We start from the raw sequence: 24,667 nt of genomic DNA on the forward strand, positions 1-24,667 counted from the left end.
GTGCCGTGTCCATGCGTTGTTCAAGCCACTTCGCGGGCATACAAGGATCAGGAAGCAGAGCATGACACATCGACATTCCGGCTATGTGCCGCACCCGTCCACCCAGGCCAGAAGAGCTGCTGCATGGCAGAAGCGACTGGCGGGATGGAGCGTGGCAGCGGCAGGGTTAGGGTTCGGTGCCTCAGGCGCGGCGGTGTCCTCGCCGGCAGGTGTGGAGGCAGGCTCCTGCATTGCGCCCAACACCTTCATGGAGCTGACGGCGCAGGTGGCTGGGACTGGCCGGGATGCCGGTGGACAGAACGTGGTGGCCCTGGGCAGTTATGAGCGCTTCAGCCCGGATGGCCGGTTCGTGCTGCGATCCTATTCCGGAGCGGGGCTGGGCAATGTGAGCCTCATGGAACTGCCCGCGTTCGAGGGACAGGTGCTTCGTGCCTATCGCACTCCGTTTTCCAACGAGGCGTTTCCTGTACAGGGCAGCTGGCGGTATCTGGTGGATACGGATGGCGCGCACTATGGACTGGCGGATGTGCTGCAGCATGAGCGCGGCGCCCGTGCGCTTTTTCGGGGTGGCATGACGGGCTTCTATGCGGCGGCTGCCGAGCTGCCGGGGGAGCGGGAGGGAGAGATTCGCATCCGTTCGCTCAGCTGGCCCAATAGCGGGGGCGACGAACATCAGGGGGAGGGTGCACTGTCCGCACGCACGCTGACGGTCGACACGCGCTCCCAGCGCATCGTGCAGGACAGCGGGGTCCAATACCTCTGCGGCGCGCGCGTGCACGAGGACGGCGCCATGTATGCACTGCCCATGATCTCGGTCGATGGCACGGAGTTTGCGGCCATGCCGCAGATGCCGGTGCAGGGACAGCCCACCATGCGCATCTTCGCGTTTGGGACCGACGGGCAAGGATGTCATCTGCAGGACACCTTTCTGCAGGCAAGTGGCAAGACCGTGTTTGGCTTTGCGGATGGCGCGGGCGGCAGAGCGCCACTGGCCTATGAGTACCGGGCGCAGATCTGGTGGTACGTGCGCGCGCTGCACCGCGCCTTCAATCTCGCGCCCCCAGCACAGGGAGCGGGTGATGTGCTGCTGGCCAGCGCCTTCCCTGGCATCACCCGGGACGGGCGGGTGCTCTATGCGGCCACGCGGAGGAGCTGCAGCGTTCAGGGCACGCAATGCACCGACCGAGTGGGCTACATGGTGGCCGACCCGTGGCAGAGCGCCGATTTTCAGGCCTGGCGCATGGCGCATGCCGCCGAGGCGGCCGCCCAGCACTTTGCTCGTTGCGTGACGCGGGAGGACGTGCAAAGAACGCGTGCGGAGTTTGCACGGCAGCGAGGACTGCCCGGAGCCTGAGAGAGGAGGTCGGCGGAGGCGGGGCACTGTGGTACATGCACAGGGGGCAATCTCTTGAAATCGTGTCAAAGGCTCCCATGTGGAGATCCGTGGGCAACACAGTCTGCAGCATGGGAGTCGCATCCCGAGGCAGGACAGGCTAGAATGCACATTCCTTTCAAGGGGCTGCACTGGTTTCGACACGGGTTCGGAAGCGTTGCGGGGCATGTCGAGCTTGAGTCACGCTCGTAAATCTCGATTCAAAAAAGTAACTGCAAACGACGAACGTTTCGCACTCGCTGCTTAAGCCAGCGGGCCTTGCAACAGCCTGTCAATGGGTTGGGCAAGGGGTGGTCAGAGCAATCTGACCATTCCAGGCTGCAAGGTTAATTCACATTGACTGGTCGTGTGCCGTGCTCCTTGGCACGCGACAAGATTCAAGGGAGCTGGCCTGACATGCAGCGTGCCACTGTGCGGCATGACAGGTGAGATCAAACCAGATGGCTACACATGTAGAACCGGACGAAAAAGGCTTGTGGACGGGGGTTCAATTCCCCCCAGCTCCACCAATACCCAAAATCCCAACCCTCATCGGTTGGGATTTTTTTTGCCCGTTCCCCCAGTGTTGGCGCGGTTTCCGGGCATGGCCTCGCGAGCGCCACCCCTGCGAAGTCGTCGTTTTTGCCCCCGCCGACGCCTCTCTGTTCTCCGTTTTCTCTGGTGGCCACGCGAGCGTTCTCGAGGCCATTTCCTTTGCTGGCGCGGGTTTAGAGGCGGTCGGTTGTGGTTGGCAACTCCTGTAGCGGTGGCGACTCAGGGTGACAATATGCTTTGCTACGCATTATTCTGTCGCGAGAAAAAGCCCTACTAACATTCCCTGATGAACTTTTCCTACCTGCTCCGGACTGTGGCCATCGCCGTCGCCACCTTCACAACCTTTTCGCCATCTGCTAACGCCCTAGAGGTTGGCACTCTGTCAAAAGCTGTTCAGGCTGAAGAAGCGCGGTTGGGCGCGCGTATCGGCATGGCGGTATTCGATGCAAAGGACAGGACCCGTTGGGCCCACAGGGGCGATGAGCGGTTTCCTCTGAACAGCACGCATAAGTCGTTTTCGTGTGCCGCGCTTCTGAAGCAAGTTGATCGGCGCGTGCTGGCGCTGGAGAACGTCATTTCCATTGAACGCGCCTCTCTCGTCACCTACTCGCCGGTGATGGAAAAGACGGGTGGACAAGTGACTTTGCGCGAAGCTTGCGCAGCCTCCGTCAGTTGGAGTGACAACACGGCCGCCAACATCGTTACAGATGCGATCGGTGGGCCCCAGGCCTTCACGGTCTTTATGCGCGACATCGGTGACCCGCATACCCGGCTCGACCGCAAAGAACCGGAGATGAATGAAGCCACCCCAAACGACTTGCGCGATACGACCACACCGAACGCCATCGTTGAAAGCCTGCGCCGCATCATTCTTGGCGACGTGCTGCGGGAGGACTCGCGCGCGTTGCTGACAGACTGGATGATTAACGATAAGGTCGCTGACGCGCTGTTACGTGCGACCCTCCCGCGCACTTGGTCTATAGCTGACAAGTCTGGTGCTGGCGGCCATGGCTCACGATCAATCGTCGCTGTCATCTGGCCTAAAGACCGCGACCCCGTCGTTGTAGGCATATACATCACGCAGACATCTGCACCGATGGCAGACAGCAATGCCGCAATCGCGAGGTTGGGCAGTGTGTTAGCGGACGCTCTTGGCCGCTGACTGAGTGCGTCGTTCGCCCCGATGTCCTCTTCGGGTGCCGGTAGTTCAACCCTGGAAAGTACCGGGAAGTACCTGTGTCTGGGCATTCCAACTGCTGGGCCAGGGGCGGCGCATCACCTTCTCCAGCACGGCATCGTGAAGCGCCCCGGGTTTCGCGGAGGCTCCAACACTGGAGAATGGAGCCATGAAGAAGTCCGCAAAGTTTTCGCCTGAGGTCCGTGAGCGCGCCGTGCGCATGGTGCTGGAGCACCGCTCAGAGCACCCGTCGCAATGGGCGACCATCGAATCGATTGCCGAGAAGATTGGCTGCGTGCCGCAAACCCTGCACACCTGGGTGCGCCAGCACGAGGTGGATGCCGGTCAACGTGACGGCGTAACCACCGCAGATGCTCAACGCATCAAAGATCTGGAGCGAGAGAACCGTGAACTGCGCCGGGCCAACGAGATCCTGAAGCTGGCCAGCGCGTTTTTCGCCCAGGCGGAGCTCGACCGCCGCATCAAGTCCTGAAGGCCTTCGTCGACCAGCACCGCCAGCAGTTTGGGGTCGAGTCGATCTGCCGCGTCTTGCAGATTGCCCCATCCGCGTACTGGCTTCATGCCGCACGTCAGCGGCAGCCAGGCTTGCGCTCGCTGCGAGCCCAGCGCGATGCGGTGCTGGTGCCGCAGATTCAACGTGTGTGGTACGCCAACCTGCAGGTCTACGGCGCAGACAAGGTCTGGCTGCAACTCAATCGCGAGGGCGTTACTGTGGCGCGCTGCACCGTCGAGCGGCTGATGCGCCAGCAAGGCCTGCAGGGTGTGCGCCGAGGCAAGGCACAGCGCACCACCATGGCTGATCCGAAGGTGTCTTGCCCGCTTGATCGGGTCAATCGCCAATTCCGGGCTGATCGGCCCAATCAGCTGTGGGTCTCGGACTTCACCTACGTATCGACCTGGCAGGGCTGGGTCTATGTGGCCTTCGTCATTGATGTGTTCAGCCGTCGCATCGTGGGTTGGCGCCAGAGCAGCTCCATGCACACAGACTTCGTGCTCGACGCACTGGAGCAGGCCCTGTACGACCGTAAGCCGTCCGAGGAAGATGGTCTGATTCATCATTCCGACAGGGGTTCGCAATACCTCTGCATTCGCTACAGCGAGCGACTGGCCGAGGCCGGGATCGAACCGTCAGTCGGCTCGAAGGGCGACAGCTATGACAACGCCCTGGCCGAAACCATCAACGGCTTGTACAAGGCCGAGGTGATCCACCGCCGTGGCCCATGGAAGACCAAGCAGGCCGTCGAGCTGGCCACGCTGGAATGGGTCTTTTGGTTCAACCACCATCGGTTGATGGGGCCACTTGGTAATGTCCCGCCCGCAGAGTTCGAGGCAAACTACCATCAACAACGCGCTGGTCAGACCGCGACTGTCTGACTTAAACCAACTGGCCTCTGCGAAACCCGGGGCGCTTCACTCTGCTATCGAGGCGGACACATTGGATGCATTGGTGTCGAATCTGAAAAGTCAGGCATCCCCCTTGATCTCCTCAAATTTGTGCGAAGCGCTTTCAGCGATGCACGACGAGGTAGTAGACAACTCTCTGGACGTTGGATTTGATTGGTCTGCTTTACATGCTGTTCCCCAGAGCGTTAGTTCACGAGTCATCAGAATTCAGAAGGACTATTTCTCTCGGATTGAAGAGGTCCGAAGGGAATTGAGAACGCAGGAGCAGCATCTCGAAGAGTCCTTTATTGGTACAGTCGAGCGGCTAGATGGTGCGATGGATGAAAGCGGTCGTAGATCCGGTGATGTCATCTTGGCGCTTTTGCTCCCCGATGAAGGGGAGACGGTAAGGGCTAAGGTATCTTTGTCTGCCGATGACTACGGTAAAGCAGATACTGCACACATGACGAACGGGGCCTACGTTAGAGTGACTGGCCGCCTTCGTCCTGGACGTCAGCCACGCCAACTTACGGACGTTTCCTACTTCGAACTCATTGCACGAGATCTTCGGGCTGGGCTGTTGCCGGTTTCAAAGACACCTTGTTAAGGTGGAAGATGAAAACCACCATGAGCGGCTTGGGTCAAAAGCCCCGGTCGTGAGCGTCATGGAAAAGGTGCCGGTCAGGCATCAGGTGTGGGTCAACGAAGGCGAACAACAGCCCAGTGGTCGTGTTTTTCCATCGCACTGCCTTTGTTGGTGCGGGATGGACTTGATTGTGGATTCGACTTCCACCAACAAAAGAGAACCCCGCCATTCCGGCGGGGTTCTCTTTTTATGCGCTTCTGATGCCGGGGTTCAGGCGGTTTGTTTCTTGACCCAGGCGGTGTAGGCGTCCATCCAGGTTTGGATGAAGGCGCGGGTGCGGTCGGTGGTGAAGCCGCCTTCGGGGGAGAAGGTGGAGTCGTCCACGTGGAGGAAGACTTCGGGCTGGGCCAGGGTGGGCATGTTGAGGAAGGCGAGCACGTTGCGCAGGTGTTGCTGAGCCAGGGCGGTGCCGATGGCTCCGGGGGAGGCGCCGAGGACGCCGGCGGGCTTGCCGCCCCACACGCTCTGGCCGTAGGGGCGTGAGCCGTGGTCGAGGGCATTCTTGAGGACGCCGGGGATGGAGCGGTTGTACTCGGGGGTGACGAAGATGACGCCCTGTGCGGCGGCGATTTCGGCCTTCATGCGCAGGACGCTGGCGGCCTGCTGGGCGTCGTCGTCCTGGCTGTAGAGGGGGAGGTCACCGATTTCGACGATCTTGAGGGTGAAGTCGGCGGGGGCCAGCGTGGCGAGGGCCTGGGCAAGCTTGCGGTTGATGGAATCCTTGCGCAGGCTGCCGACGATGACGGCGATCTGGGTTTGACTCATGGAAAAGGTTCCTTTTTTTCCGGTTCCCGTGGGGGAGGTGGCGATAACGGCGGTGGCCGGGAACCCGCGCATGACGACCTGCATGTCCTGCGCAGGCGCTGCCATGGTCGGGAACCATGACGGGGCCTGCATCCGTTGCAGCCCATTGTAGGCAGCAGGGTGGCTTGGGGCATGGGGTGTGGCCATGGGGGGCCGGGATGTGGGGGATTGGGGCTGACGGCTTGCAGGCGGGGTGGGGATGTGCCAGCTGCCGGATGAGGGGCGGGCGGGTGAGTGGCGGGGTATGCTGCGCGTGGGGTGTGGATTGCAAAGCGGCAGGCATGGCCCCATCTGCCAGGGCCCGGTGGAAGGTTTCGATGGTGCCTGGGATGCATCGAGGGGCCTGCGCCGGGACAGGAGTGGATGCGGGCTGTCTGCCGGATATGCTGTCGCATGGATGGATGCAGGGGGTGCGGCGCTGCCTTTTTTGGGGGGGCCGCACCTGTGTTGTTTTATTCGGGCCGTGGTCATGAGTGATGTGGTGAATGTGTCGTTGGGTGTTTCTGCGGAGGGGCCGGAGGAGCCTGTGCATGGGGCAGCAGTGCCCGGGGGTGCGCCGTCCGGGGAGGCGGGGTATCTGGGGCGGCTGATCCGCATTCGCGGGGCGCGGCAGCACAACCTGCGCCATCTCGATGTGGATATCCGCACGGGTGAGCTGACGGTGGTGACGGGGCCGAGCGGTTCGGGCAAGTCGAGTCTGGTGTTCGACACGCTGTTTGCCGAGGGGCAGCGTCGCTATGTGGAGACGTTCAGTGCCTATGCCCGGCAGTTTCTGGACCGCATGGACAAGCCTGCTGTGGACCGGGTGGACGGGGTGCCGCCAGCGATTGCGATTGACCAGACCAACCCGGTGCGCACCAGCCGGTCGACGGTGGGCACGATGACGGAGCTCAACGACCATCTCAAGCTGTTTTTTGCCCGTTTTGCCCACCTGTTCGACCGCGAGACGGCGCTGCCGGTGCGGGCTGACGATGCGGATTCGATCTATGCCGATCTGCAGCGGCGGGCAGCCGCGGCGGGCGATCCCAGGCTGGTGGTGACGTTTGCCGTGGAGCTGCCGGAGCAGACTTCGCCAGAGGAAGTGCAGCAGTGGCTGAGCGCCAGCGGGTTCGTGCGGGTGCAGGCCGAGCGCACGGAGGCGGGCCGCAAGGTGCTCGACGTGGTGGCAGACCGTTTCCGGATGGGGGCCACCGAACGGGCCCGCGTGGTGGAGGCGATCGAGGTGGCCCTGCGCCACGGAGGAGGGCGCCTGACGGTGTATGCCCTGGGTGTTGCTGGCGGGGAGGTGTCCGAAGCCGGTGGTGAGGACCAGCGCTGGCCGTATTCGGATGGTCTGCAGTGCCCGGAGAGCGGGGTGGCCTACCACGCACCGATTCCGTCCATGTTCTCCTTCAATTCGGCGGTGGGCGCCTGCGAGGCCTGCCGGGGCTTTGGACGGGTGATCGGGGTGGACTGGGGGCTGGTGGTGCCCGACGAGCGGCTCACCCTGCGCAAGGGGGCCATACGGCCCATCCAGACGCCGGCCTGGGCGGAGGTGCAGCGGGATCTGCTGCGCTATGCGGGGGCGGCGGGGATTCCGAGGGACACGCCCTGGAACCGCCTCACGCCGGAGCAGCGGCACTGGGTGATCGGGGGGGCGCCGGATTTTAGGGAAGGAAACTGGGAGCACCAGTGGTATGGCATTCAGCGGTTCTTCGACTATCTGGAGAGCAAGGCCTACAAGATGCACATTCGGGTGCTGCTGTCCAAGTACCGCAGCTACACCGAGTGTCCGACCTGCCACGGTGCCCGGCTGCGCACGGAGAGCCTGCTGTGGCGCATCGGGAGCAAGGACGATGCCGACGCTGTGCTGGCACCGGGCGAGCGCTTCATGCCGCAGGGGGTGGCATGGACGCGGGCGCAGCTCGAAGCCCTGCCCGGGCTGTGCCTGCATGACCTGATGCTGCTGCCAATCACGCGGCTGCGGGCTTTTTTTGCCCGGCTGGCGGAAACACCTTGCAGCGCGCCTGAAGAGCAAGTGGATAGCGTGTGTGCCGGAACGGAGGAAGCAGCCGACGCAGGGGCCGATGCCCAGGCGCGCCGGCTGCTGTTCGAGGAGATGCAGACCCGCCTGCGGTATCTGGACGAGGTCGGCATCGGCTACCTCACGCTCGACCGCCAGAGCCGCACCCTGTCCGGCGGTGAGGTGCAGCGCATCAATCTGACCACGGCGCTGGGCACGTCGCTGGTCAATACGCTCTTTGTGCTCGACGAGCCGAGCATCGGCCTGCACCCGCGCGACATGCACCGTATCACCGAGGCGATGCTGCGCCTGCGCGATGCGGGCAACACGCTGGTGGTGGTGGAACACGATCCGGCCGTCATGTGGGCGGCCGACCGGCTGATCGACATGGGCCCGGGGCCGGGCGAGCAGGGCGGGCGCATCGTGTTCGATGGCCCCTTCGAGGCACTCCGTCATGCCGATACCCTGACAGGGCAGTACCTGGGCGGACGCCTACAGGTGATCGACCCCGCGCGCTGGCATCCGCGTGCGGTGCTGCCCGGCACGCCGCGCCTGATTCTGGAAGGGGTGAGCGCCCACAACCTCAAGCACCTCTCGCTGGAGCTGCCGCTCGAACGGCTGGTGTGCATCACCGGGGTGTCGGGATCGGGCAAGTCCACGCTGGTGCAGGATGTGCTCGCGCCGGCGCTGCTGCGCCAGTTCGGCAAGGCCACCGAGGCTCCCGGCGCGTTTGAGCGTCTGCTGGGAGCCGACCACCTGGCCGATGTGGTGTTCGTCGACCAGTCGCCCATAGGCAAGACGGCACGCTCCACGCCCGTCAGCTACGTGGGAGCGTGGGACTCCATCCGGCAGCTCTTTGCCACAGCGCCCCTGTCGCGCGAGCGGGGCTACACCGGCAGCAAATTCAGCTTCAACAGCGGCGATGGGCGCTGTCCGACCTGCGGCGGCAGCGGATTCGAGCACGTGGAGATGCAGTTCCTGAGCGACGTGTATCTGCGCTGCCCGGACTGCAACGGCCGGCGCTATCGTCCCGAGGTGCTGGAGGTGACCATCGAGCGCGCAGGGCGCACCTGGAACGTGGCGGATGTGCTGGAGCTCACGGTGGGCGAGGCGCTGGGACTCTTCGACAGGGGGGACGTGCTCGACCGGGCCGTGCAGCGCGCCCTGCGTCCGCTGCAGGACGTGGGGCTGGACTACGTGCGGCTTGGCCAGCCTGTTCCCACCCTCAGCGGCGGCGAGGCGCAGCGGCTCAAGCTGGCGGGCTTTCTGGCCGAGGCGGCCGAGCGGCGCACGGCCACCCGGCAGCGGGTGGCGCACAAGGGCACCCTGTTCCTGTTCGACGAGCCCACCACGGGCCTGCACTTCGACGACATCGCCAAGCTGATGCGGGCCTTTGCCCAGCTGCTCGATGCAGGGCATTCGCTCGTCGTGATCGAACACAACCTCGACGTGATCCGCGCCAGCGACTGGGTGATCGACCTGGGCCCCGAAGGGGGCGACGCAGGGGGCGAGCTGGTGGCGCAGGGCACGCCCGATGCCATCCGTGCCCACCCCACCAGCCACACCGGCGAGGCGCTGCGCGAGTACGACCTGGCCATGGGCTTTCCCCGGGCCGGCACATCGTCCGGGCGGCCGGGAGTGTCCGAGGCGCGGCTGCCTTGGGGCACGTCGCCCCATGGAGCGGGCAAGGCGATGCCTGCCGGCCACGCACCGGCGCAGACGTCTGCTTCCGGAGGACTGCGGGCCCTATGTCCACCCGATGCCATCGAGGTGGTCAATGCGCAGGAGCACAACCTGCGGCACCTCTCGGTCGACATTCCGCGCGGACGCTTCAACGTCATCACCGGCGTGAGCGGTTCGGGCAAGTCCACCCTGGCCTTCGACATCGTGTTCAACGAGGGGCAGCGCCGGTATCTGGAGAGCCTCAATGCCTATGCGCGCAGCATGGTGCAGCCGGCCGGCAGGCCCGAGGTGGATGCGGTGTTCGGCATTCCCCCCACCGTGGCCATCGAGCAGCGCCTGAGCCGTGGCGGGCGCAAGTCCACCGTCGGCACCACCACCGAGGTCTGGCATTTCCTGCGCCTCCTGTACGTCAAGCTCGGGGTGCAGCACTGCATCCACGACGGCACCCCTGTGGAGCCGCAGACACCCGAACGCATCGTGGCGCGCATCCTTGCGCGGCATCGCGGACAGCACATCGGCCTGCTGGCCCCCCTGGTCAGTGGGCGCAAGGGAATCTATACCGAAGTGGCGGAATGGGCGCGCACCCATGGCTACACCCATCTGCGGGTCGATGGCGAGTTCTTGCCCACCCAGGGCTTTCCGCGCCTCGACCGCTACCGCGAGCACACCATCGAGCTGCCCGTGCTCAGTCTGCACGTCACCCCCGCACAGGAGCGTCTGCTGCGCGACGGCGTGGCGGCAGCCCTTCGGCATGGCAAGGGCGTGCTCCATGTGCTGGCCCCCCTCGATGGGCTCGCAGAGGCCATGGCTGCCGGCAGTTCCACGGCGGCCCTTGGCACGCTGGAAGTCTTTTCCACCCTGCGGGCCTGTCCCACCTGCGGCACCAGCTATGCGGAGCTCGATCCGCGCCTGTTCAGCTACAACAGCAAGCATGGCTGGTGTCCCGAATGCGTGGGCACCGGCGTACGCCTCACGGCCGACCAGCGCCGCGCGCTCGACGATTCCGTGCAGGAGCGCGATGCCAAGGGCCGCGAGCAGAGCTTTGCCGAACCGGAGGTCGACGGCGTGGGCGAACAGCCCTGTCCGGCCTGCGGCGGCACCCGTCTCAATCCCGTGGCCCGCGCCGTGCGGCTGCCCGTGCCCGAGGAGCTGGCCGCAGCCGTTCCCGGCACGGCGCCCGGCCAGGGCGGTGTCGCCATCACTGCGCTGGCGCGCATGAGCGTGCAGGCACTGGCCCACTGGTTCGACCGGCTGCAGCCCGAAGGCCGCGCCGCCGAAATTGCCCGCGACATCCTGCCCGAGATACGCTCCCGCCTCGCGTTTCTGCAGCAGGTCGGACTCGGCTACCTCACACTCGACCGTGGCGCACCCACCCTCAGTGGCGGCGAGGCACAGCGCATCCGTCTGGCAGCCCAGCTTGGCAGCAACCTGCAGGGCGTGTGCTATGTGCTCGACGAACCCACCATCGGCCTGCACCCGCGCGACAACCACATCCTGCTCGATGCCCTGCAGGACCTCAGCGGCAAGGGCAACACCCTGCTCGTGGTGGAGCACGACGAGGACACCATTCGCCGTGCCGACCACGTCATCGACATCGGTCCGGGAGCCGGCGTGCGGGGCGGCAGCGTGGTGGCCCAGGGCACCGTGGCCGATGTCGAGGCCGCACCCGACTCCGTCACCGGCCGCTACCTGCTCCATGCCATGCGCCACCCCATGCAGCCGCGCCGCGCGGTGCAGACCGGCCCTGGCGAGGACGCCACGCCGATGCTCCATGTGCGCGACGCCACCCTGCACAATCTGCAGCACCTCGATGCTGACGTGCCCCTGGGCCGTCTGGTGGTCGTCACCGGCGTGAGCGGATCGGGCAAGTCCACCCTGGCGCGCGACGTGCTGCTCGCCAATGTCGAGGCCATCGTGCTCCAGCGCTCCACCCGCGCCGGACGCGAGGCCGACGCCCAGGGCGAGCGCCCGGCCTGGACGGGCTGCGCGTCTGTCACCGGCTACGAGGGCATCGCCCGCGTACTGGAGGTGGACCAGACCCCCATCGGCAAAACCCCCCGTTCCTGCCCGGCGACCTATGTCGGCTTCTGGGATGCCATCCGCAAGCTCTACGCCTCCACCCTGGAAGCGCAGGCACGCGGCTTCGGCCCCGGCCGCTTCAGCTTCAACACCGGCGAGGGACGCTGCCCCGCCTGCGAGGGGCAGGGCATGCGCACCATCGAGATGAGCTTCCTGCCCGACGTCAAGGTCGCGTGCGAAACCTGCCATGGGGCCCGCTTCAATCCCCAGACCCTCGCCGTCACCTGGCGCGGCCGCAGCATCGGCGATGTGCTGCGCATGGAGGTGGACGAAGCCGTCGACTTCTTCGCCAGCATGCCGGCCATTGCGCATCCGCTGCGCCTGCTGCAGGACGTGGGGCTGGGCTACCTCACCCTCGGACAGGCCTCACCGACCCTGAGCGGCGGCGAAGCCCAGCGCATCAAGCTCGTCACCGAGCTCACCAAGGTCCGGGACGACGTAGGCCGCCGGGGACAAAAGGTGCCCCATACCCTGTACGTGCTCGACGAACCCACCGTGGGCCTGCACATGGCCGACGTGGAAAAACTCATCCGGGTGCTCCATCGCCTGGCCGATGCAGGCCACAGCGTCATCGTCATCGAGCATGACCTTGATGTCATGGCCGAAGCCGACTGGATGCTCGATCTGGGACCCGAAGGCGGCAGCGGCGGCGGGCGTCTGGTGGTCGCCGGCACGCCGGAAGCCGTCGTCGCCAGCGGCAGCCACACCGGTCAGGCACTGGCCCCCGTGCTGGCCCGCAGCGGGGACGTGCTGCCCCACTGACTCGGCCCGAAAGAGCAGGGCAGAAGCGGATGGGATGTGCATGCATCCCACGTCTCTGCTGCTCTGCCTCTGCTGCTTCAGAGGGACGCCTTCCCCATGGAGTGGGCAGAAGGCAAGGGCCATGCGACCGCCATGCACCCGCTGTGCAGGCGCAGCGACAGATGCCGGAACGCCCGGAAGATCAGCTCCGGCGTTCCTGCAGACCCAGTGCCAGTGCGCGCAGTGCCTGGGCATGGGCGTTGTCGGACAGGTCGGCAATCGCCGCAATGGCACGGTCGGCCTCGGCCGCTGCCACCCCCCGTGCGTCGGCCAGCGAGCCAGTGCTGCGCACGATGGCCACTACCTCGTCGAGCGCCTCCACCGAGCCGTGCTCGATCGCGTGACGGATCACGGCGGCCTGTTCCGCCGGGGCCTTCTGCATGGCAATGATCAGCGGCAGCGTGGTCTTGCCCTCGCGCAGATCGTCGCCCAGATTCTTGCCCATCTCCTCGGCCTGCCCCTCGTAATCGAGCACATCGTCGATGATCTGGAAGGCCGTGCCCAGCGCCTGTCCATAGGTTGCGCAGCACTCCTCGCGCTCGGCGCTGCAGCCCTGCAGCACCGCAGCGATGCGCGTGCAGGCCTCGAACAGCTTGGCCGTCTTGGAGCGGATCACATGCAGATAGTCCTCGGTCGTGAGCGAGGCGTCGTGCATGTTCATGAGCTGCAGCACCTCGCCCTCCGAAATGGTGTTGGTCGCCCCGGCCAGGATCTCCATGACGCGCATGTTCTGCACTTCCACCATCATCTGGAACGAGCGCGAATACAGAAAGTCGCCCACCAGCACGCTCGCCGGATTGCCGAAGGACACATTGGCCGTCGGCCGACCCCGACGCAGGGTCGACTCATCGACCACGTCGTCATGCAGCAGCGTGGCCGTGTGGATGAACTCCACCACCGCCGCCAGCAGGTAGTGCTGCTCGCCCTGATAGCCGAGCGCCTTTGCCATCATGAGCAGCAGCGCCGGGCGCAGCCGCTTGCCCCCCGCGCCGATGATGTACTGCGACACCTGGCTCACCAGCGGCACCCCCGTGTTCAGCCGCGCGTGGATCACGCGATCCATCGCCTGCATGTCGGGGGCGATCAGGGCGAGGGCAGACTGTACGTTGGAGGCAGGCAAGGTGGAATCCCGTGGTGCGGAAGCGGCCCCGCAGGGCCATGAGGAACAAGGAGACGGAACCCGCCCCCTGCGAAGACCTCAAATTATAGAAGCCATGCCCCGCAAAGGTGCCGGGCCCCCGAGCTTGCCCTGTCCCTGATCAGGCCAAAATCCTTTTGTGACAGAAGGACTTGCGTCTCCGCCAGGGCTCAGGGTAAAATCCCGCTCTTGCCGGAAATTCGTCTGGCAAATTTCATTCATTTGAAGGTTTCAACAATGTACGCAGTCATAAAAACCGGCGGCAAGCAGTATCGCGTAGCAGCCGGCGACAAGATCAAGGTAGAACAGATTGCTGCGGACGAAGGACAAGAGATCACCATCGATCAGGTGCTGGCCGTCGGCGACGGCGACAGCCTGAAGGTGGGTACTCCCCTGGTTTCCGGCGCAACCGTGGTAGCCAAGGTGCTCGCCCATGGCAAGCACGACAAGGTCCGCATCTTCAAGATGCGCCGCCGCAAGCACTACCAGAAGCGCCAGGGCCATCGCCAGCAGTTCACCGAGCTGGAAATCGCTTCCATCAACGCTTGAAGCCCAAGGAGAGTAACTCATGGCACATAAGAAAGGCGGCGGCTCTACGCACAACGGGCGCGATTCCAAGCCCAAGATGCTGGGCGTGAAAGCGTTCGGCGGTGAACATATCAGCGCAGGTTCCATCATCGTGCGCCAGCGTGGTACCCGTTTCCACGCCGGCAACAACGTGGGCATCGGCAAGGACCACACCCTGTTTGCGCTCGTCGACGGTCACGTGTCCTTCGTGACGCGCGGCGCGCTCAACAAGCATGTGGTGGACGTGACCCCCGCCGAATAATCCGGCGCGGCAGGTTCGTTCCTCCCTTTGCCGGCCAGTGCCTTCGGGCGCGGGCCGGCTCGCACAAGCCCCGACTGGTTCGGGGCTTGTGCTTTTTGCGGGCCCGCACCCGGGCCTGCCCTACAATCGCACCCATCACCGGGCGGCCCGCAGGCCGATCCACAGGACCCAGGCATGAAATTCGTAGACGAAGCGTTCATCGACATCGCAGCGGGCGACGGCGGCAATGGCTGCGCTTCGTTCCGCCATGAAAAATACAAGGAATTCGGCGGCCCCGACGGCGGGGACGGCGGACGCGGCGGCCACGTCTGGGCCGTGGCGGATCCCAACCTCAACACGCTGGTCGACTACCGCTATGCCCGGCGCTTCGAGGCACGACGCGGCCAGCATGGCATGGGGTCCGACATGTTCGGCGCGGCCGGCGAGGACATCACCCTCAAGATGCCGGTCGGCACCATCGTGAGCGACGCCGAGACGGGCGAAGTGCTGCACGAGCTGCTCGTGCCCAACGAGCCGGTGCTCATGGCCAAGGGCGGCGATGGCGGCTTTGGCAACCTGCGCTTCAAGAGCGCCATCAACCGAGCCCCCCGGCAGAAGACGCTGGGGCATCCGGGCGAGCGCAGAAGCCTCAAGCTCGAACTCAAGGTGCTGGCCGATGTGGGGCTGCTCGGCATGCCCAATGCCGGCAAGTCCACCTTCATTGCGGCCGTGAGCAATGCACGGCCCAAGATTGCGGACTACCCCTTCACCACCCTGCATCCCAATCTGGGCGTGGTGCGCGTGGGGCCCGAACAGAGCTTTGTCGTGGCCGATGTTCCCGGCCTGATCGAGGGGGCCGCCGAAGGGGCCGGCCTGGGGCACCAGTTCCTGCGCCATCTCCAGCGCACGCGCCTGCTGCTGCACGTCATCGACATGGCCCCGTTCGACGAGGGCATCGATCCGGTCGCGCAGGCCCGTGCCATCGTGGGCGAGCTGCGCAAGTACGATGCCGGCCTGTACGCCAAGCCCCGTTGGCTGGTGCTCAACAAGCTCGACATGGTGCCTGCCGAGGAGCGCGAGGCCCGCATCGCCGATCTGGTGCGTCGCCTGCGCTGGAAAGGTCCGGTGCATGCCATCTCTGCGCTCACGCGTGAAGGGTGCGAACCGCTCATTCGTGCCATCTACGAGCACATCCATCACGAACAGGTGGCCGAACAGCCGCCGCAGGAGATCGACCCCCGTTTCGTCGATCTGGAGGGCGAGGCTCCCGTGGCAGCGCCGGCCAAGTCCCGGGTCAAGCATTCTGCATCTCCCCGGCGGCGCACGGCGGGACGCGGCAAGCCTTCCGCATCCTGACCCAGCCGCAGATACCGGGCACGTTCGTGACGTGCCCGCCTGCATTCGTGCCGTCCGTTTTTCCCCTTCCATTTCCTGTCCGACATGTCTGAACTGCTCACCCCCGATCCCCTGCTGGCACGTGACATCCTGCGCCATGCGCGGCGCATCGTGGTCAAGGTGGGCTCCAGCCTGGTCACCAACGAAGGGCGTGGTCTCGACGAGCAGGCCATTGGCGAATGGTGCCGTCAGCTCGCCGAGCTGCGCCACCAGGGCTTCGAGGTCATCATGGTGTCGAGCGGTGCCGTGGCCGAGGGCATGAAGCGTCTCGGCTGGGCCAGCCGACCCAAGGAGATCCATGAGCTGCAGGCCGCTGCAGCCGTGGGGCAGATGGGGCTGGCACAGATGTACGAAACCAAGCTCCGGGCCAATGGACTCAATTCCGCCCAGGTGCTGCTTACGCACGCCGATCTGGCCGACCGCGAGCGCTATCTCAACGCCCGTTCCACGCTGCTGACCCTCCTGCATCTGGGAGTGCTGCCCGTCATCAACGAGAACGACACCGTCGTCAACGACGAAATCAAGGTGGGCGACAACGACACCCTGGGAGCACTGGTCGCCAATCTGGTCGAAGCCGACCTGCTGGTGATTCTGACGGACCAGCGCGGCATGTTCGATGCCGATCCGCGCAAGCATCCCGATGCCCACCTCATCGCCGTGGGCGAGGCCGGCGATCCGGTGCTCGAGACCATGGCCGGCGGCAGCGGCAGCAGCATCGGCAAGGGCGGCATGCTCACCAAGATTCTGGCTGCCCGCCGTGCGGCGCGTTCCGGCGCCAGCACGGTCATTGCCTGGGGGCGCGAGCCCGAGGCACTGCTGCGGCTGCTGAAGGGTGAGGTGGTTGGCACCGTGCTCGTGGCGGCCACCCAGAAGCTCCAGGCCCGCAAGCAGTGGATCGCCGATCACCTGCAGGTGCATGGCTCGGTGCGGATCGATGCAGGGGCCGTGAGCAAGCTTGTGCATGACGGCAAGAGTCTGCTGCCCATCGGCATGATCGGCGTGGATGGAGAGTTCCGGCGCGGCGAGGTCATCACGATCTGCGATCCCTCAGGCACCGAGATTGCCCGTGGACTGGCCAACTACTCCAGCGAGGAAGCACGCCAGCTCTGCCGCCAGCCGTCCAGCCAGATCGAGTCGCTGCTCGGCTACGTGGCCGAGGCGGAGATGATCCACCGCGACAACCTTGTGCTCTCCGACTGGCACGTGCAGGGCTGACCGCCGGCTGTTGTGGGCTGTGGGTGGACCACGACGCATCCAGCCACAGAGCCCTGCAGCGCCTGGAACGGCATCCGGGACTGCAGGCCCTTACTTCCCCAGGGCTGGCGATGGGGAAAAGAAGGAACCGCCCCCTTCACCAGGACGTGTTGGACCAATAGCGGTTGTGGCCGAAGCGGCGCCGGGCATCGTCGGTGGAGATGGGCGGAGTGGCATCGTCACAGAGGCCATCTTGTGCAATGGCAATGGCATAGCGGCTGCGCTCCAGGGCCAAGTCGCTCCAGGCGTCATCGGCTGCTTCCCAGCGCGCAGGGGTGAGGTCGAAGCGATAGCGCTCATAGGTCCGCACCTGCCACAGGCGGCAGTTGATGCCCTGATAGAAGGCTGACCGCGCGCCCTCCTTGCTGCTGAGCAGCACCACATAGCGCACCACGCCATCCTGCCCCAGGGTGAGCGAATCCACATCGACCTGCACGGTGATGGCCGAATAGCCGGGCATGGGGACCTTTTCGAGATGCCGTGTCGACAGGGCGGGTGCCGGTGGCACCGGGCCTTCCTGCCAGTTGCGCTGTGCGGCTTCGGCATCGTAGGCCGGTGCAGCCTGGGCCACGGGAGACAGCAGAACAGTGACCAGGGTGCCGACCAGAAGGCAGGCACCGGCGAGCGGAGCAATGGGTTTCATGGGTGGGCAGTGGGATCGGCCGGGGACGGAGGCATGGCATCGGGGCCCTTGCCGGCGTGGGAAGGGCGGGCCTGCAGGCTTCCGGTGGGAATGGGGTCGTAGCTTGCGTCAGGTGGCAGGCTGAAGTCGGCCATGTCCACCCCGCGAGCGCCGGGCATGCCACGGTTGCGGGCAGACGCCGGAATCTGGATCTCCTGATCCAGACGGGGCTTGTGGTTTGCACGCAGGTAGCGGTTGCGATGGTCGGTGCGCGGCAGAAAGCGAGCGAGTTCCGTCAGGGCCATCTCGTAGACGCCGCGCTTGAATTCCACCACCACATCGAGCGGCACCCAGTAGTCGTTCCAGCGCCAGGCATCGAACTCGGGATGGTCGGTGGCGCGCAGGTCGAGCTCCCAGTCCTGTCCGAGGAGTTGGAGCAGGAACCAGATCTGCTTCTGGCCCTTGTAGTGGCCGCGGGCTTCGCGGCGGATGTAGCGGTCTGGCACTTCATAGCGCAACCAGTCTCGGGTGCGTGCCACGATCCGCACGTGGTGGGGATGCAGTCCCACCTCCTCGTGCAGTTCGCGGTACATGGCCTGCTCCGGCGACTCGCCACGGTCGATGCCGCCTTGGGGAAACTGCCAGCTGTGGGTGCGGATACGCTTGCCCCAGAACACCTGATTCTTGCGGTTGAGCAGAATAATGCCGACATTGGGACGAAAACCTTCCCGGTCGAGCATGATCAACTCCAAATTTTGTCATTGAATCCATTATGCACGGCAACGGCCTCCTTATCTACGAAAATAGGGGGATGGGACCGAGCCGCCCGCCTGCCCGCCCGAGGTTCGGCCGCTGCAGGGTGCGCCGCCTCCGCTACGGGCGCTGCCGCGGCTTCTTCCCTTGCTGCACAAGGGGCCTGGCGACATGCGCGTCCGTGTGCGAAGCGAGGCCGGTTCCCGATTCTGATTCTCATTCCACAAGGCATCACAGATTTCCATGAAAGCTTCCCAGTTTCTGATCACCACCCTTCGAGACGCCCCGGCCGATGCCGAGGTTGTCAGCCACAAGCTCATGATGCGGGCCGGCTTCATCAAGCGGATGGGGGCGGGCATCTATACCTACATGCCCATGGGGCTGCGGGTGATTCGCAAGGTCGAGGCCATCGTGCGCGAGGAAATGAACCGCGCCGGCGCCATCGAGATCACCATGCCTGTCGTCCAGCCGGCCGAGCTGTGGCAGGAGACCGGACGCTTCGACAAGATGGGCCCCGAGCTGCTGCGCATTCAGGATCGCCATGACAACCGCTTCGTGATCCAGCCCACGAGCGAGGAAGTGGTGACCGACATTGCGCGACAGGATCTGCGCAGCTACAAGCAGCTGCCCAAGAACCTCTACCAGATCCAGACCAAGTTCCGCGACGAGCGCCGTCCGCGCTTCGGCCTGATGCGGGGGCGCGAATTCATCATGAAGGACGCCTACAGCTTCGACAAGGATGTCGAAGGCGCCAAGGCCAGCTACCAGAACATGGCGCAGGCCTACCGCCGTGCATTCGACCGCTTTGGTCTGGACTACCGTGCGGTGGCAGCCGACAGCGGTGCCATCGGGGGCGATCTGAGCGAGGAATTCCAGGTCATCGCCGCCACCGGCGAGGATGCCATCGTCTACTGCCCGACCAGCGCCTACGCGGCCAACATCGAGAAGGCCGAGGCCCTGGCGCCCACGCAGTCCCGTGCGGCCGCCACCGAACCTCTGGTCGAGGCGCCCACACCCGGCAAGAGTACCTGCGCCGATGTGGCGGCCCTGCTGGGAGTGCCCCTGCAGCGCACGGTCAAGTCGCTCGTGCTGGCCACCGATACGCTCGATGACGCCGGCGACATCGTCGGAGTGGAGGTTTGGCTGCTGCTGCTGCGCGGCGACCATGACATGAATGAGGTCAAGGTCGGCAAGATCCCGGGTCTCGACAAGGGCTTCCGCTTTGCCACCGAGACCGAGATCGTCGAGCACTTCGGCTGCCGCCCCGGCTATCTGGGGCCGCTGCGTCTGCAGAAGCCGGTGCATCTCGTGGCAGACCGCGAGGTGGCCGTGATGGCAGACTGGATCTGTGGGGCCAACCAGCCCGATGTCCACCTGACCGGGGTGAACTGGGGCCGCGATCTGCCCGAGCCCGAGCTGGTGGCCGATCTGCGCAATGTGGTCGAGGGGGACCTTGCGCCGGACGGCAAGGGCGTGCTGGCCATCGAGCGCGGCATCGAGATCGGCCACATCTTCTACCTCGGCACCAAGTACAGCAAGGCCATGAATGCCACCTTCCTCGACGAGAACGGCAAGGCCCGATGCTTCGAGATGGGGTGCTACGGCATCGGAATCACGCGCCTGCCGGCAGCGGCCATCGAGCAGAACCATGACGAGCGCGGCATGATCTGGCCCGATGCGATTGCCCCCTTCACGGTGGTGATTTGCCCCATCGGCATGGATCGCAGCGAGGCCGTGCGCACCGAGGCGCTGCGCCTGCACGATGCGCTCCAGGCCGCAGGGGTCGATGTCATGCTCGATGACCGTGGCGAGCGTCCCGGTGTCATGTTCGCCGACTGGGAGCTCATCGGGGTGCCGCACCGCGTGGTGCTGTCCGACCGGGGCATTTCCGCGGGCGAGTGCGAGTACCAGCATCGCCGCGATACGGCCGCCACCAAGGTGCCCCTGCAGGACATCGATGCCTTCCTGAGTGCCCGTGTGGCTGCCGCTGCACAGGCCTGATGGTGCACACCCCGGGGTGCTGCGCCATCGGCCCGCGCGGCATTCCGGAGTGACTGCAGTACAGCAGTATCATGGCGGGCCCGAGAATATGCACGGCATGCTCCCGTCAGGGGGCAGCCCAGACAAGATGGTGACACATTCAGCACAGGCAACGGAGTGGAACAAGGAAGAAGGGCTGCTGCCCCGCCGGGCATGGCTCGCGCAGCAGCTGCGCCGCAGCGCAGGCGTGGTGGCCGGTCTGGCTGGCGCGGGCACGTGGCAGCAGGCCCAGGCCGGTGCCCAGAAGGAGGAGTATCTGGCCGATTCCGTGCGCACGGCCCTGAGCTCGGCCATTGCCTACAGCGCACCGCCGGTGCCGGTGTTCTTCGATCGCAAAAGCGAAATGGAATACCGCTACTGGCTCACCAGCATGAGCCAGCGCCTCGGCAACCGCATGATCAACGATTTCACGCGGCAGGAATTTCTGCAGACGGTATGGTATGAGGCCACCCGTGCCGCGCTTGAGGTGTCCCTGGTGCTGGGGCTCATCCAGGTCGAGAGCAATTTTCGCAAGTTCGCCATTTCCAATGTGGGCGCTCGCGGGCTCATGCAGGTCATGCCGTTCTGGGTGCGTCAGATCGGCGATGGCGACGCCGGCAAGCTCTTTCACATGCAGACCAATCTGCGCTTTGGCTGTGTCATCTTGCGCCACTACCTCTACCGCGAGAGCGGCAACATGTACATGGCGCTCGGTCGCTACAACGGATCGCGTGGCCAACCCCAGTATCCGAATGCCGTCTTCGGAGCCCAGCGACGCTGGGTGTTGTGATTGCGGGGTAGAAGGGGAGCTGTCTGTGTCCCCTTCTGCGTCCTCGTCTTTCGGGGCACGAAAACAGCCAAGCCCCTGAAAAGGGGCCTGGATCGTGCACGAGAGGTGCGGCAGCGGGCTTACATGCTGCCGTAGTTGGGGCCGCCGCCGCCTTCGGGAGCTACCCAGACGATGTTCTGCGTGGGATCCTTGATGTCGCAGGTCTTGCAGTGCACGCAGTTGGCGGCATTGATCTGCAGGCGGTCGGAACCGTCCTCGTTCTTCACGAACTCATAGACGGCAGCCGGACAGTAACGGCTTTCGGGGCCGGCGTACTTGGCCAGGTTCACCTTGACCGGCACGGTGGGATCCTTGAGCGTCAGGTGCGAAGGCTGGTTTTCCTCGTGGCTGACGTTGGCGATGAATACACTGCTCAGGCGGTCGAAGGTCAGCTTGCCGTCGGGCTTGGGGTACTCGATGCGCGCGCACTCTGCCGCTGGCTTGAGCTTGGCGTAGTCAGGGGTCTTGCGGTGCATGGTCCAGGGCATGTTGCCGCCGAGCAGCTTCTGCTCGATGCCGGTCATGATGGTGCCCATGTCGCGGCCCTTGTGGAACCAGTACTTGAAGTTGCGGGCCTTGTTGAGCTCGTCGTAGAGCCAGCTGGCCTGGAAGGCATCGGGGTAGGCGGTCAGCTCGTCGGAATGGCGACCGGCCACGATGGCATCGTAGGCGGCGTCGGCGGCCAGCATGCCGGTCTTGATGGCGGCATGGCTGCCCTTGATGCGGCTGGCGTTGAGGTAGCCGGCATCGTCACCCACCAGCACCCCACCCGGGAACACGGTCTTGGGCAGGCTCAGCAGACCACCGGCGGTGAGGGCACGTGCGCCGTAGCCGATGCGCTTGGCGTTGACATTGCCGTCCTTGTCGGTGAAGTACCACTTGATGTTGGGATGGGTCTTGAAACGCTGGAATTCCTCGAACGGGCTCAGCCACGGGTTCTGGTAGTCCAGCCCCACGACGAAGCCGATGCTCACCATGTTTTCGCCCCAGTGGTACATGAAGGAGCCGCCATAGGTGTCTGCATCCAGCGGCCAGCCGGCACTGTGCAGCACCAGGCCCGGCTCGTGGCGGGAGGGGTCGATCTGCCACAGCTCCTTGATGCCGATGCCGTAGGCCTGCGGATCCTTGCCTTCGTCAAGCTTGAAGTGGGAGATGAGCTGCTTGCCCAGCTGGCCGCGGCAGCCTTCGGCGAAGACGGTGTATTTGGCATGCAGTTCCATGCCGAGCTGGAAGTGGTCGGTCGGTTCGCCGTTCTTGCCGATGCCCATGTTGCCGGTGGCCACGCCCTTGACGGAGCCATCGTCATTGAACAGCACCTCGGTGGCAGGGAAGCCGGGGAAGATTTCCACTCCCAGGGCCTCGGCCTGCTGGGCCAGCCAGCGGGTGAGGTCGGCCAGGCTGATGATGTAGTTGCCGTGGTTCTGGAAGCACTTGGGCAGCATGAAGTGCGGCACGGACGTGGCCTTGCCGTTTTCCTTGAGCATGAGGAACACGTCGCGGGTCACATGCTGCTGAACGGGGGCACCACGTTCTTCCCAGTCGGGGAAGAGCTCATGCAGCGCCTGGGGATCGAAGGTGGCACCGGAAAGGATGTGGGCGCCGGGCTCGGAACCCTTTTCGAGCACGACGACCGATACGTCCTGGCCATGTTCGGCTGCGCGCTGCTTGAGGCGGATGGCGGTCGACAGACCGGCAGGGCCGCCGCCCACGATGACCACGTCATAGTCCATGGATTCACGCGGGCCGAACTGTTCGAGAATTTCCTGAGGGGTCATGTTGTCTCCAGCAGATTGATCAGATTGATGGTGCGCAGGATTCCGTATTCAGAAAGCGGCACATCGAGTGTGTCACAAAAAAGAACGGTCGTGCGATTTCTGTGCGTTTGCCGAGAGCGGATAGGCAGTCTCTGGGGCAAAATCGAATGGCATGCAGATCCCGGGCGTCTGTTTACGCGAGGTTACAGCCAGTTTCCTTCGTAATTGTAGGGACAAATACCATCCTGATGCCCATTCCGGCCTCGTCGCGATCCAGAAAATCCGGGCCTGCCGCAGTTTGCGCCCCTCATTCCCGCAGAAGGAGAACCCCCATGAAATTGCCGCTGCCCACCGAAAAGTACGAAATCCACCGCATGCGCATGCCAGTGCGCTGGGGAGACATGGATGCCTTTGGCCACGTCAACAACACCGTGTATTTCCGGTATTTCGAGCAGGCCCGCGTCGAGTGGCTCACCCAGGGGGGGCGCACGATGGTGGCCGACGGCAAGGGGCCCGTGGTGGTCAATGCCTTCTGCAATTTCTACCGACAGCTCGAATATCCCGCCAATCTGGTCATTACCCAGTATCTCAGCCATCCGGGACGCAGTTCCTGTGATGTGTGGATGACGATTGAGCGTGCAGACCAGCCGGGCCAGATCGTGGCCGATGGGGGCGCCACGATCGTGTGGGTCGACTTTGCCGCGTCGCGTGCCGTGCCTCTGCCGCCGTGGGTGCGTGCGCTCATGGACGAGGGCATCGCCCGGGCACGCGAGCGCATGGCCATGCAGCAGCAGATCCAGCAGCAGGTTCAGGGCAGCGATCCGCGGCCCTCGCAGCCAGACTGAGGCGTCGAGTCGTGCGGAACGGGGCATGGCATGGGCGGCAATCAAGGCCGTAACCACGCATCCGCAGCGCAGGGGCAGGAGTTCAGGGAGCCCCTGCAAGCAGCTTCTGTACCAGGGCGGCGGTGGTCGTGGTGTCGTATTTGCGCATGAGGTGGGCGCGGTGTACTTCGACCGTGCGGGGGCTCAGTCCCAGATGGCGGGCAATTTCCTTCGATGTGCGCCCGACCAGGAGCTGGCTGGCCACCTCGCGTTCGCGCGGAGTGAGCTCCACTCCGATGGGACGGTGGGTGTCGAGCTCCTCGAAGCTCCACACCCCCGCTGCATGAGGGTGTGCGCGGTCGAGTGCGCGGCCCGAGACGCGGCACCAGAACACCTGGCCGGCAAAGCGGCCGCCCACCCGCCGCATGACGCGCTCGTCCTGGTAGCTGCCGCGCTGCACCAGGGGCTGGAAGATGCGTTCTCCCATGCGGTGGAACTCGTCCACACTGGGGTAGAGCAGGGCAAAGCTCTGCCCGTGCAGCACGTCCGGCGTGGTGCCGAACAGGGAACAGACCTGCTGATTGCAGGCCACGATGATGCGGTGCCGTGACACGATGAGGCCTATGGGGGCGAGGTCGAAGGCCCACTGGTAGTCATCGGGCAGCGGAGCCGGCACGGCGGAGATGGGATCGGGAATGTCCATTACGCAATCCTACGTAGTCGGATACGTAGTATCGTCATTCCTGCA

The 24,667-nt window shown here is 64.8% G+C and carries 16 protein-coding genes, 1 other RNA gene, 1 pseudogene and 1 other annotated feature; of the genes and pseudogenes, 12 read left to right on the forward strand and 6 right to left on the reverse strand.

Translation table 11 applies throughout. The features are described from left to right. The first annotated feature begins 61 nt into the window (after positions 1-61). The 4 genes and pseudogenes from ACP2WS_RS06590 to ACP2WS_RS06605 all read left to right on the forward strand — a co-directional run bounded on the left by ACP2WS_RS06590 (position 62) and on the right by ACP2WS_RS06605 (position 4,499). Positions 62-1,354, forward strand: a complete 1,293-nt coding sequence (locus tag ACP2WS_RS06590) for a hypothetical protein (protein ID WP_426460072.1) — start codon at positions 62-64, stop codon at positions 1,352-1,354. A gap of 161 nt (positions 1,355-1,515) precedes the next feature. Then, positions 1,516-1,902, forward strand: a transfer-messenger RNA (tmRNA) gene (ssrA, locus tag ACP2WS_RS06595). Positions 1,903-2,279: 377 nt separating this feature from the next. Further along, a pseudogene (bla, locus tag ACP2WS_RS06600) lies at positions 2,280-3,089 on the forward strand (class A beta-lactamase); the annotation flags it as partial. Between the two features lie 184 nt (positions 3,090-3,273). After that, positions 3,274-4,499 (forward strand): IS3 family transposase gene (locus ACP2WS_RS06605; RefSeq protein WP_426460074.1). Its coding sequence is split into 2 segments (ribosomal slippage): positions 3,274-3,562 and positions 3,562-4,499, totalling 1,227 coding nucleotides; the frame shifts between segments, so codons are not numbered across the junction. Then, positions 3,552-3,668: a sequence feature (AL1L pseudoknot), on the forward strand. It overlaps the preceding gene by 117 nt. A gap of 865 nt (positions 4,500-5,364) precedes the next feature. Here ACP2WS_RS06605 and ACP2WS_RS06610 read toward each other — a convergent pair. Then, positions 5,365-5,919 carry an NADPH-dependent FMN reductase gene (locus ACP2WS_RS06610; protein WP_426460076.1) on the reverse strand — a complete coding sequence of 185 codons (555 nt, stop codon included), beginning with the start codon at positions 5,917-5,919 and terminating at the stop codon, positions 5,365-5,367. A gap of 508 nt (positions 5,920-6,427) precedes the next feature. Here ACP2WS_RS06610 and uvrA point away from each other — a divergent pair. Continuing rightward, positions 6,428-12,484 (forward strand): excinuclease ABC subunit UvrA, encoded by a 6,057-nt coding sequence (gene uvrA / locus ACP2WS_RS06615; RefSeq protein WP_426460078.1) that lies wholly within the window; start codon positions 6,428-6,430, stop codon positions 12,482-12,484. A 181-nt stretch (positions 12,485-12,665) separates the two neighbouring features. On the opposite strand, the gene ACP2WS_RS06620 is transcribed toward uvrA, so the two are convergent. Further along, positions 12,666-13,595: a polyprenyl synthetase family protein gene (locus ACP2WS_RS06620; RefSeq protein ID WP_426460169.1), complete on the reverse strand. Its 930-nt coding sequence runs from the start codon at positions 13,593-13,595 to the stop codon at positions 12,666-12,668. A 303-nt stretch (positions 13,596-13,898) separates the two neighbouring features. Here ACP2WS_RS06620 and rplU point away from each other — a divergent pair, with 303 nt between their 5' ends. The 4 genes from rplU (at position 13,899) to proB (ending at position 17,079) form a co-directional block, all read left to right on the forward strand. Further along, on the forward strand, positions 13,899-14,210 hold the full coding sequence (gene rplU / locus ACP2WS_RS06625) for a 50S ribosomal protein L21 (RefSeq protein WP_374492956.1): 312 nt from the start codon (positions 13,899-13,901) through the stop codon (positions 14,208-14,210). A 19-nt stretch (positions 14,211-14,229) separates the two neighbouring features. Further along, a complete protein-coding gene (gene rpmA / locus ACP2WS_RS06630) occupies positions 14,230-14,490 on the forward strand; it encodes a 50S ribosomal protein L27 (RefSeq protein ID WP_374492954.1) in 261 nt (86 codons plus the stop codon). Between the two features lie 174 nt (positions 14,491-14,664). Then, positions 14,665-15,825, forward strand: a complete 1,161-nt coding sequence (gene cgtA / locus ACP2WS_RS06635) for an Obg family GTPase CgtA (RefSeq protein WP_374492952.1) — start codon at positions 14,665-14,667, stop codon at positions 15,823-15,825. Positions 15,826-15,909: 84 nt separating this feature from the next. Continuing rightward, on the forward strand, positions 15,910-17,079 hold the full coding sequence (proB, locus tag ACP2WS_RS06640) for a glutamate 5-kinase (RefSeq protein WP_426460081.1): 1,170 nt from the start codon (positions 15,910-15,912) through the stop codon (positions 17,077-17,079). Positions 17,080-17,215: 136 nt separating this feature from the next. Here the strand turns inward: proB and ACP2WS_RS06645 are convergent, their stop codons facing one another. Beyond that, positions 17,216-17,761: a CNP1-like family protein gene (locus ACP2WS_RS06645; protein ID WP_374492949.1), complete on the reverse strand. Its 546-nt coding sequence runs from the start codon at positions 17,759-17,761 to the stop codon at positions 17,216-17,218. Continuing rightward, positions 17,758-18,480, reverse strand: a complete 723-nt coding sequence (locus tag ACP2WS_RS06650) for an RNA pyrophosphohydrolase (protein ID WP_374492947.1) — start codon at positions 18,478-18,480, stop codon at positions 17,758-17,760. The genes ACP2WS_RS06645 and ACP2WS_RS06650 overlap by 4 nt, the downstream gene beginning before the upstream one ends. Positions 18,481-18,736: 256 nt before the next feature. On the opposite strand from ACP2WS_RS06650, the gene ACP2WS_RS06655 reads away from it, so the two are divergent. After that, complete coding sequence (locus ACP2WS_RS06655) at positions 18,737-20,494, forward strand: proline--tRNA ligase (protein ID WP_426460084.1); 1,758 nt, start codon at positions 18,737-18,739, stop codon at positions 20,492-20,494. A gap of 127 nt (positions 20,495-20,621) precedes the next feature. Then, positions 20,622-21,302 carry a lytic transglycosylase domain-containing protein gene (locus ACP2WS_RS06660; protein ID WP_426460086.1) on the forward strand — a complete coding sequence of 227 codons (681 nt, stop codon included), beginning with the start codon at positions 20,622-20,624 and terminating at the stop codon, positions 21,300-21,302. Between the two features lie 119 nt (positions 21,303-21,421). Here the strand turns inward: ACP2WS_RS06660 and ACP2WS_RS06665 are convergent, their stop codons facing one another. Then, entirely contained in the window at positions 21,422-23,116 is a 1,695-nt protein-coding gene (locus tag ACP2WS_RS06665; RefSeq protein WP_426460088.1) for an electron transfer flavoprotein-ubiquinone oxidoreductase, read from the reverse strand. Between the two features lie 311 nt (positions 23,117-23,427). Here ACP2WS_RS06665 and ACP2WS_RS06670 point away from each other — a divergent pair, with 311 nt between their 5' ends. Next, a complete protein-coding gene (locus ACP2WS_RS06670; RefSeq protein ID WP_426460089.1) occupies positions 23,428-23,940 on the forward strand; it encodes an acyl-CoA thioesterase in 513 nt (170 codons plus the stop codon). A gap of 82 nt (positions 23,941-24,022) precedes the next feature. Here ACP2WS_RS06670 and ACP2WS_RS06675 read toward each other — a convergent pair whose 3' ends face one another. Continuing rightward, positions 24,023-24,622 carry a LuxR C-terminal-related transcriptional regulator gene (locus ACP2WS_RS06675; protein WP_426460091.1) on the reverse strand — a complete coding sequence of 200 codons (600 nt, stop codon included), beginning with the start codon at positions 24,620-24,622 and terminating at the stop codon, positions 24,023-24,025. Between the last annotated feature and the right edge of the window lie 45 nt (positions 24,623-24,667).

Source organism: Brachymonas moutaii (nom. illeg.) (genome assembly GCF_049977365.1).
Classification (GTDB): domain Bacteria; phylum Pseudomonadota; class Gammaproteobacteria; order Burkholderiales; family Burkholderiaceae_C; genus Brachymonas.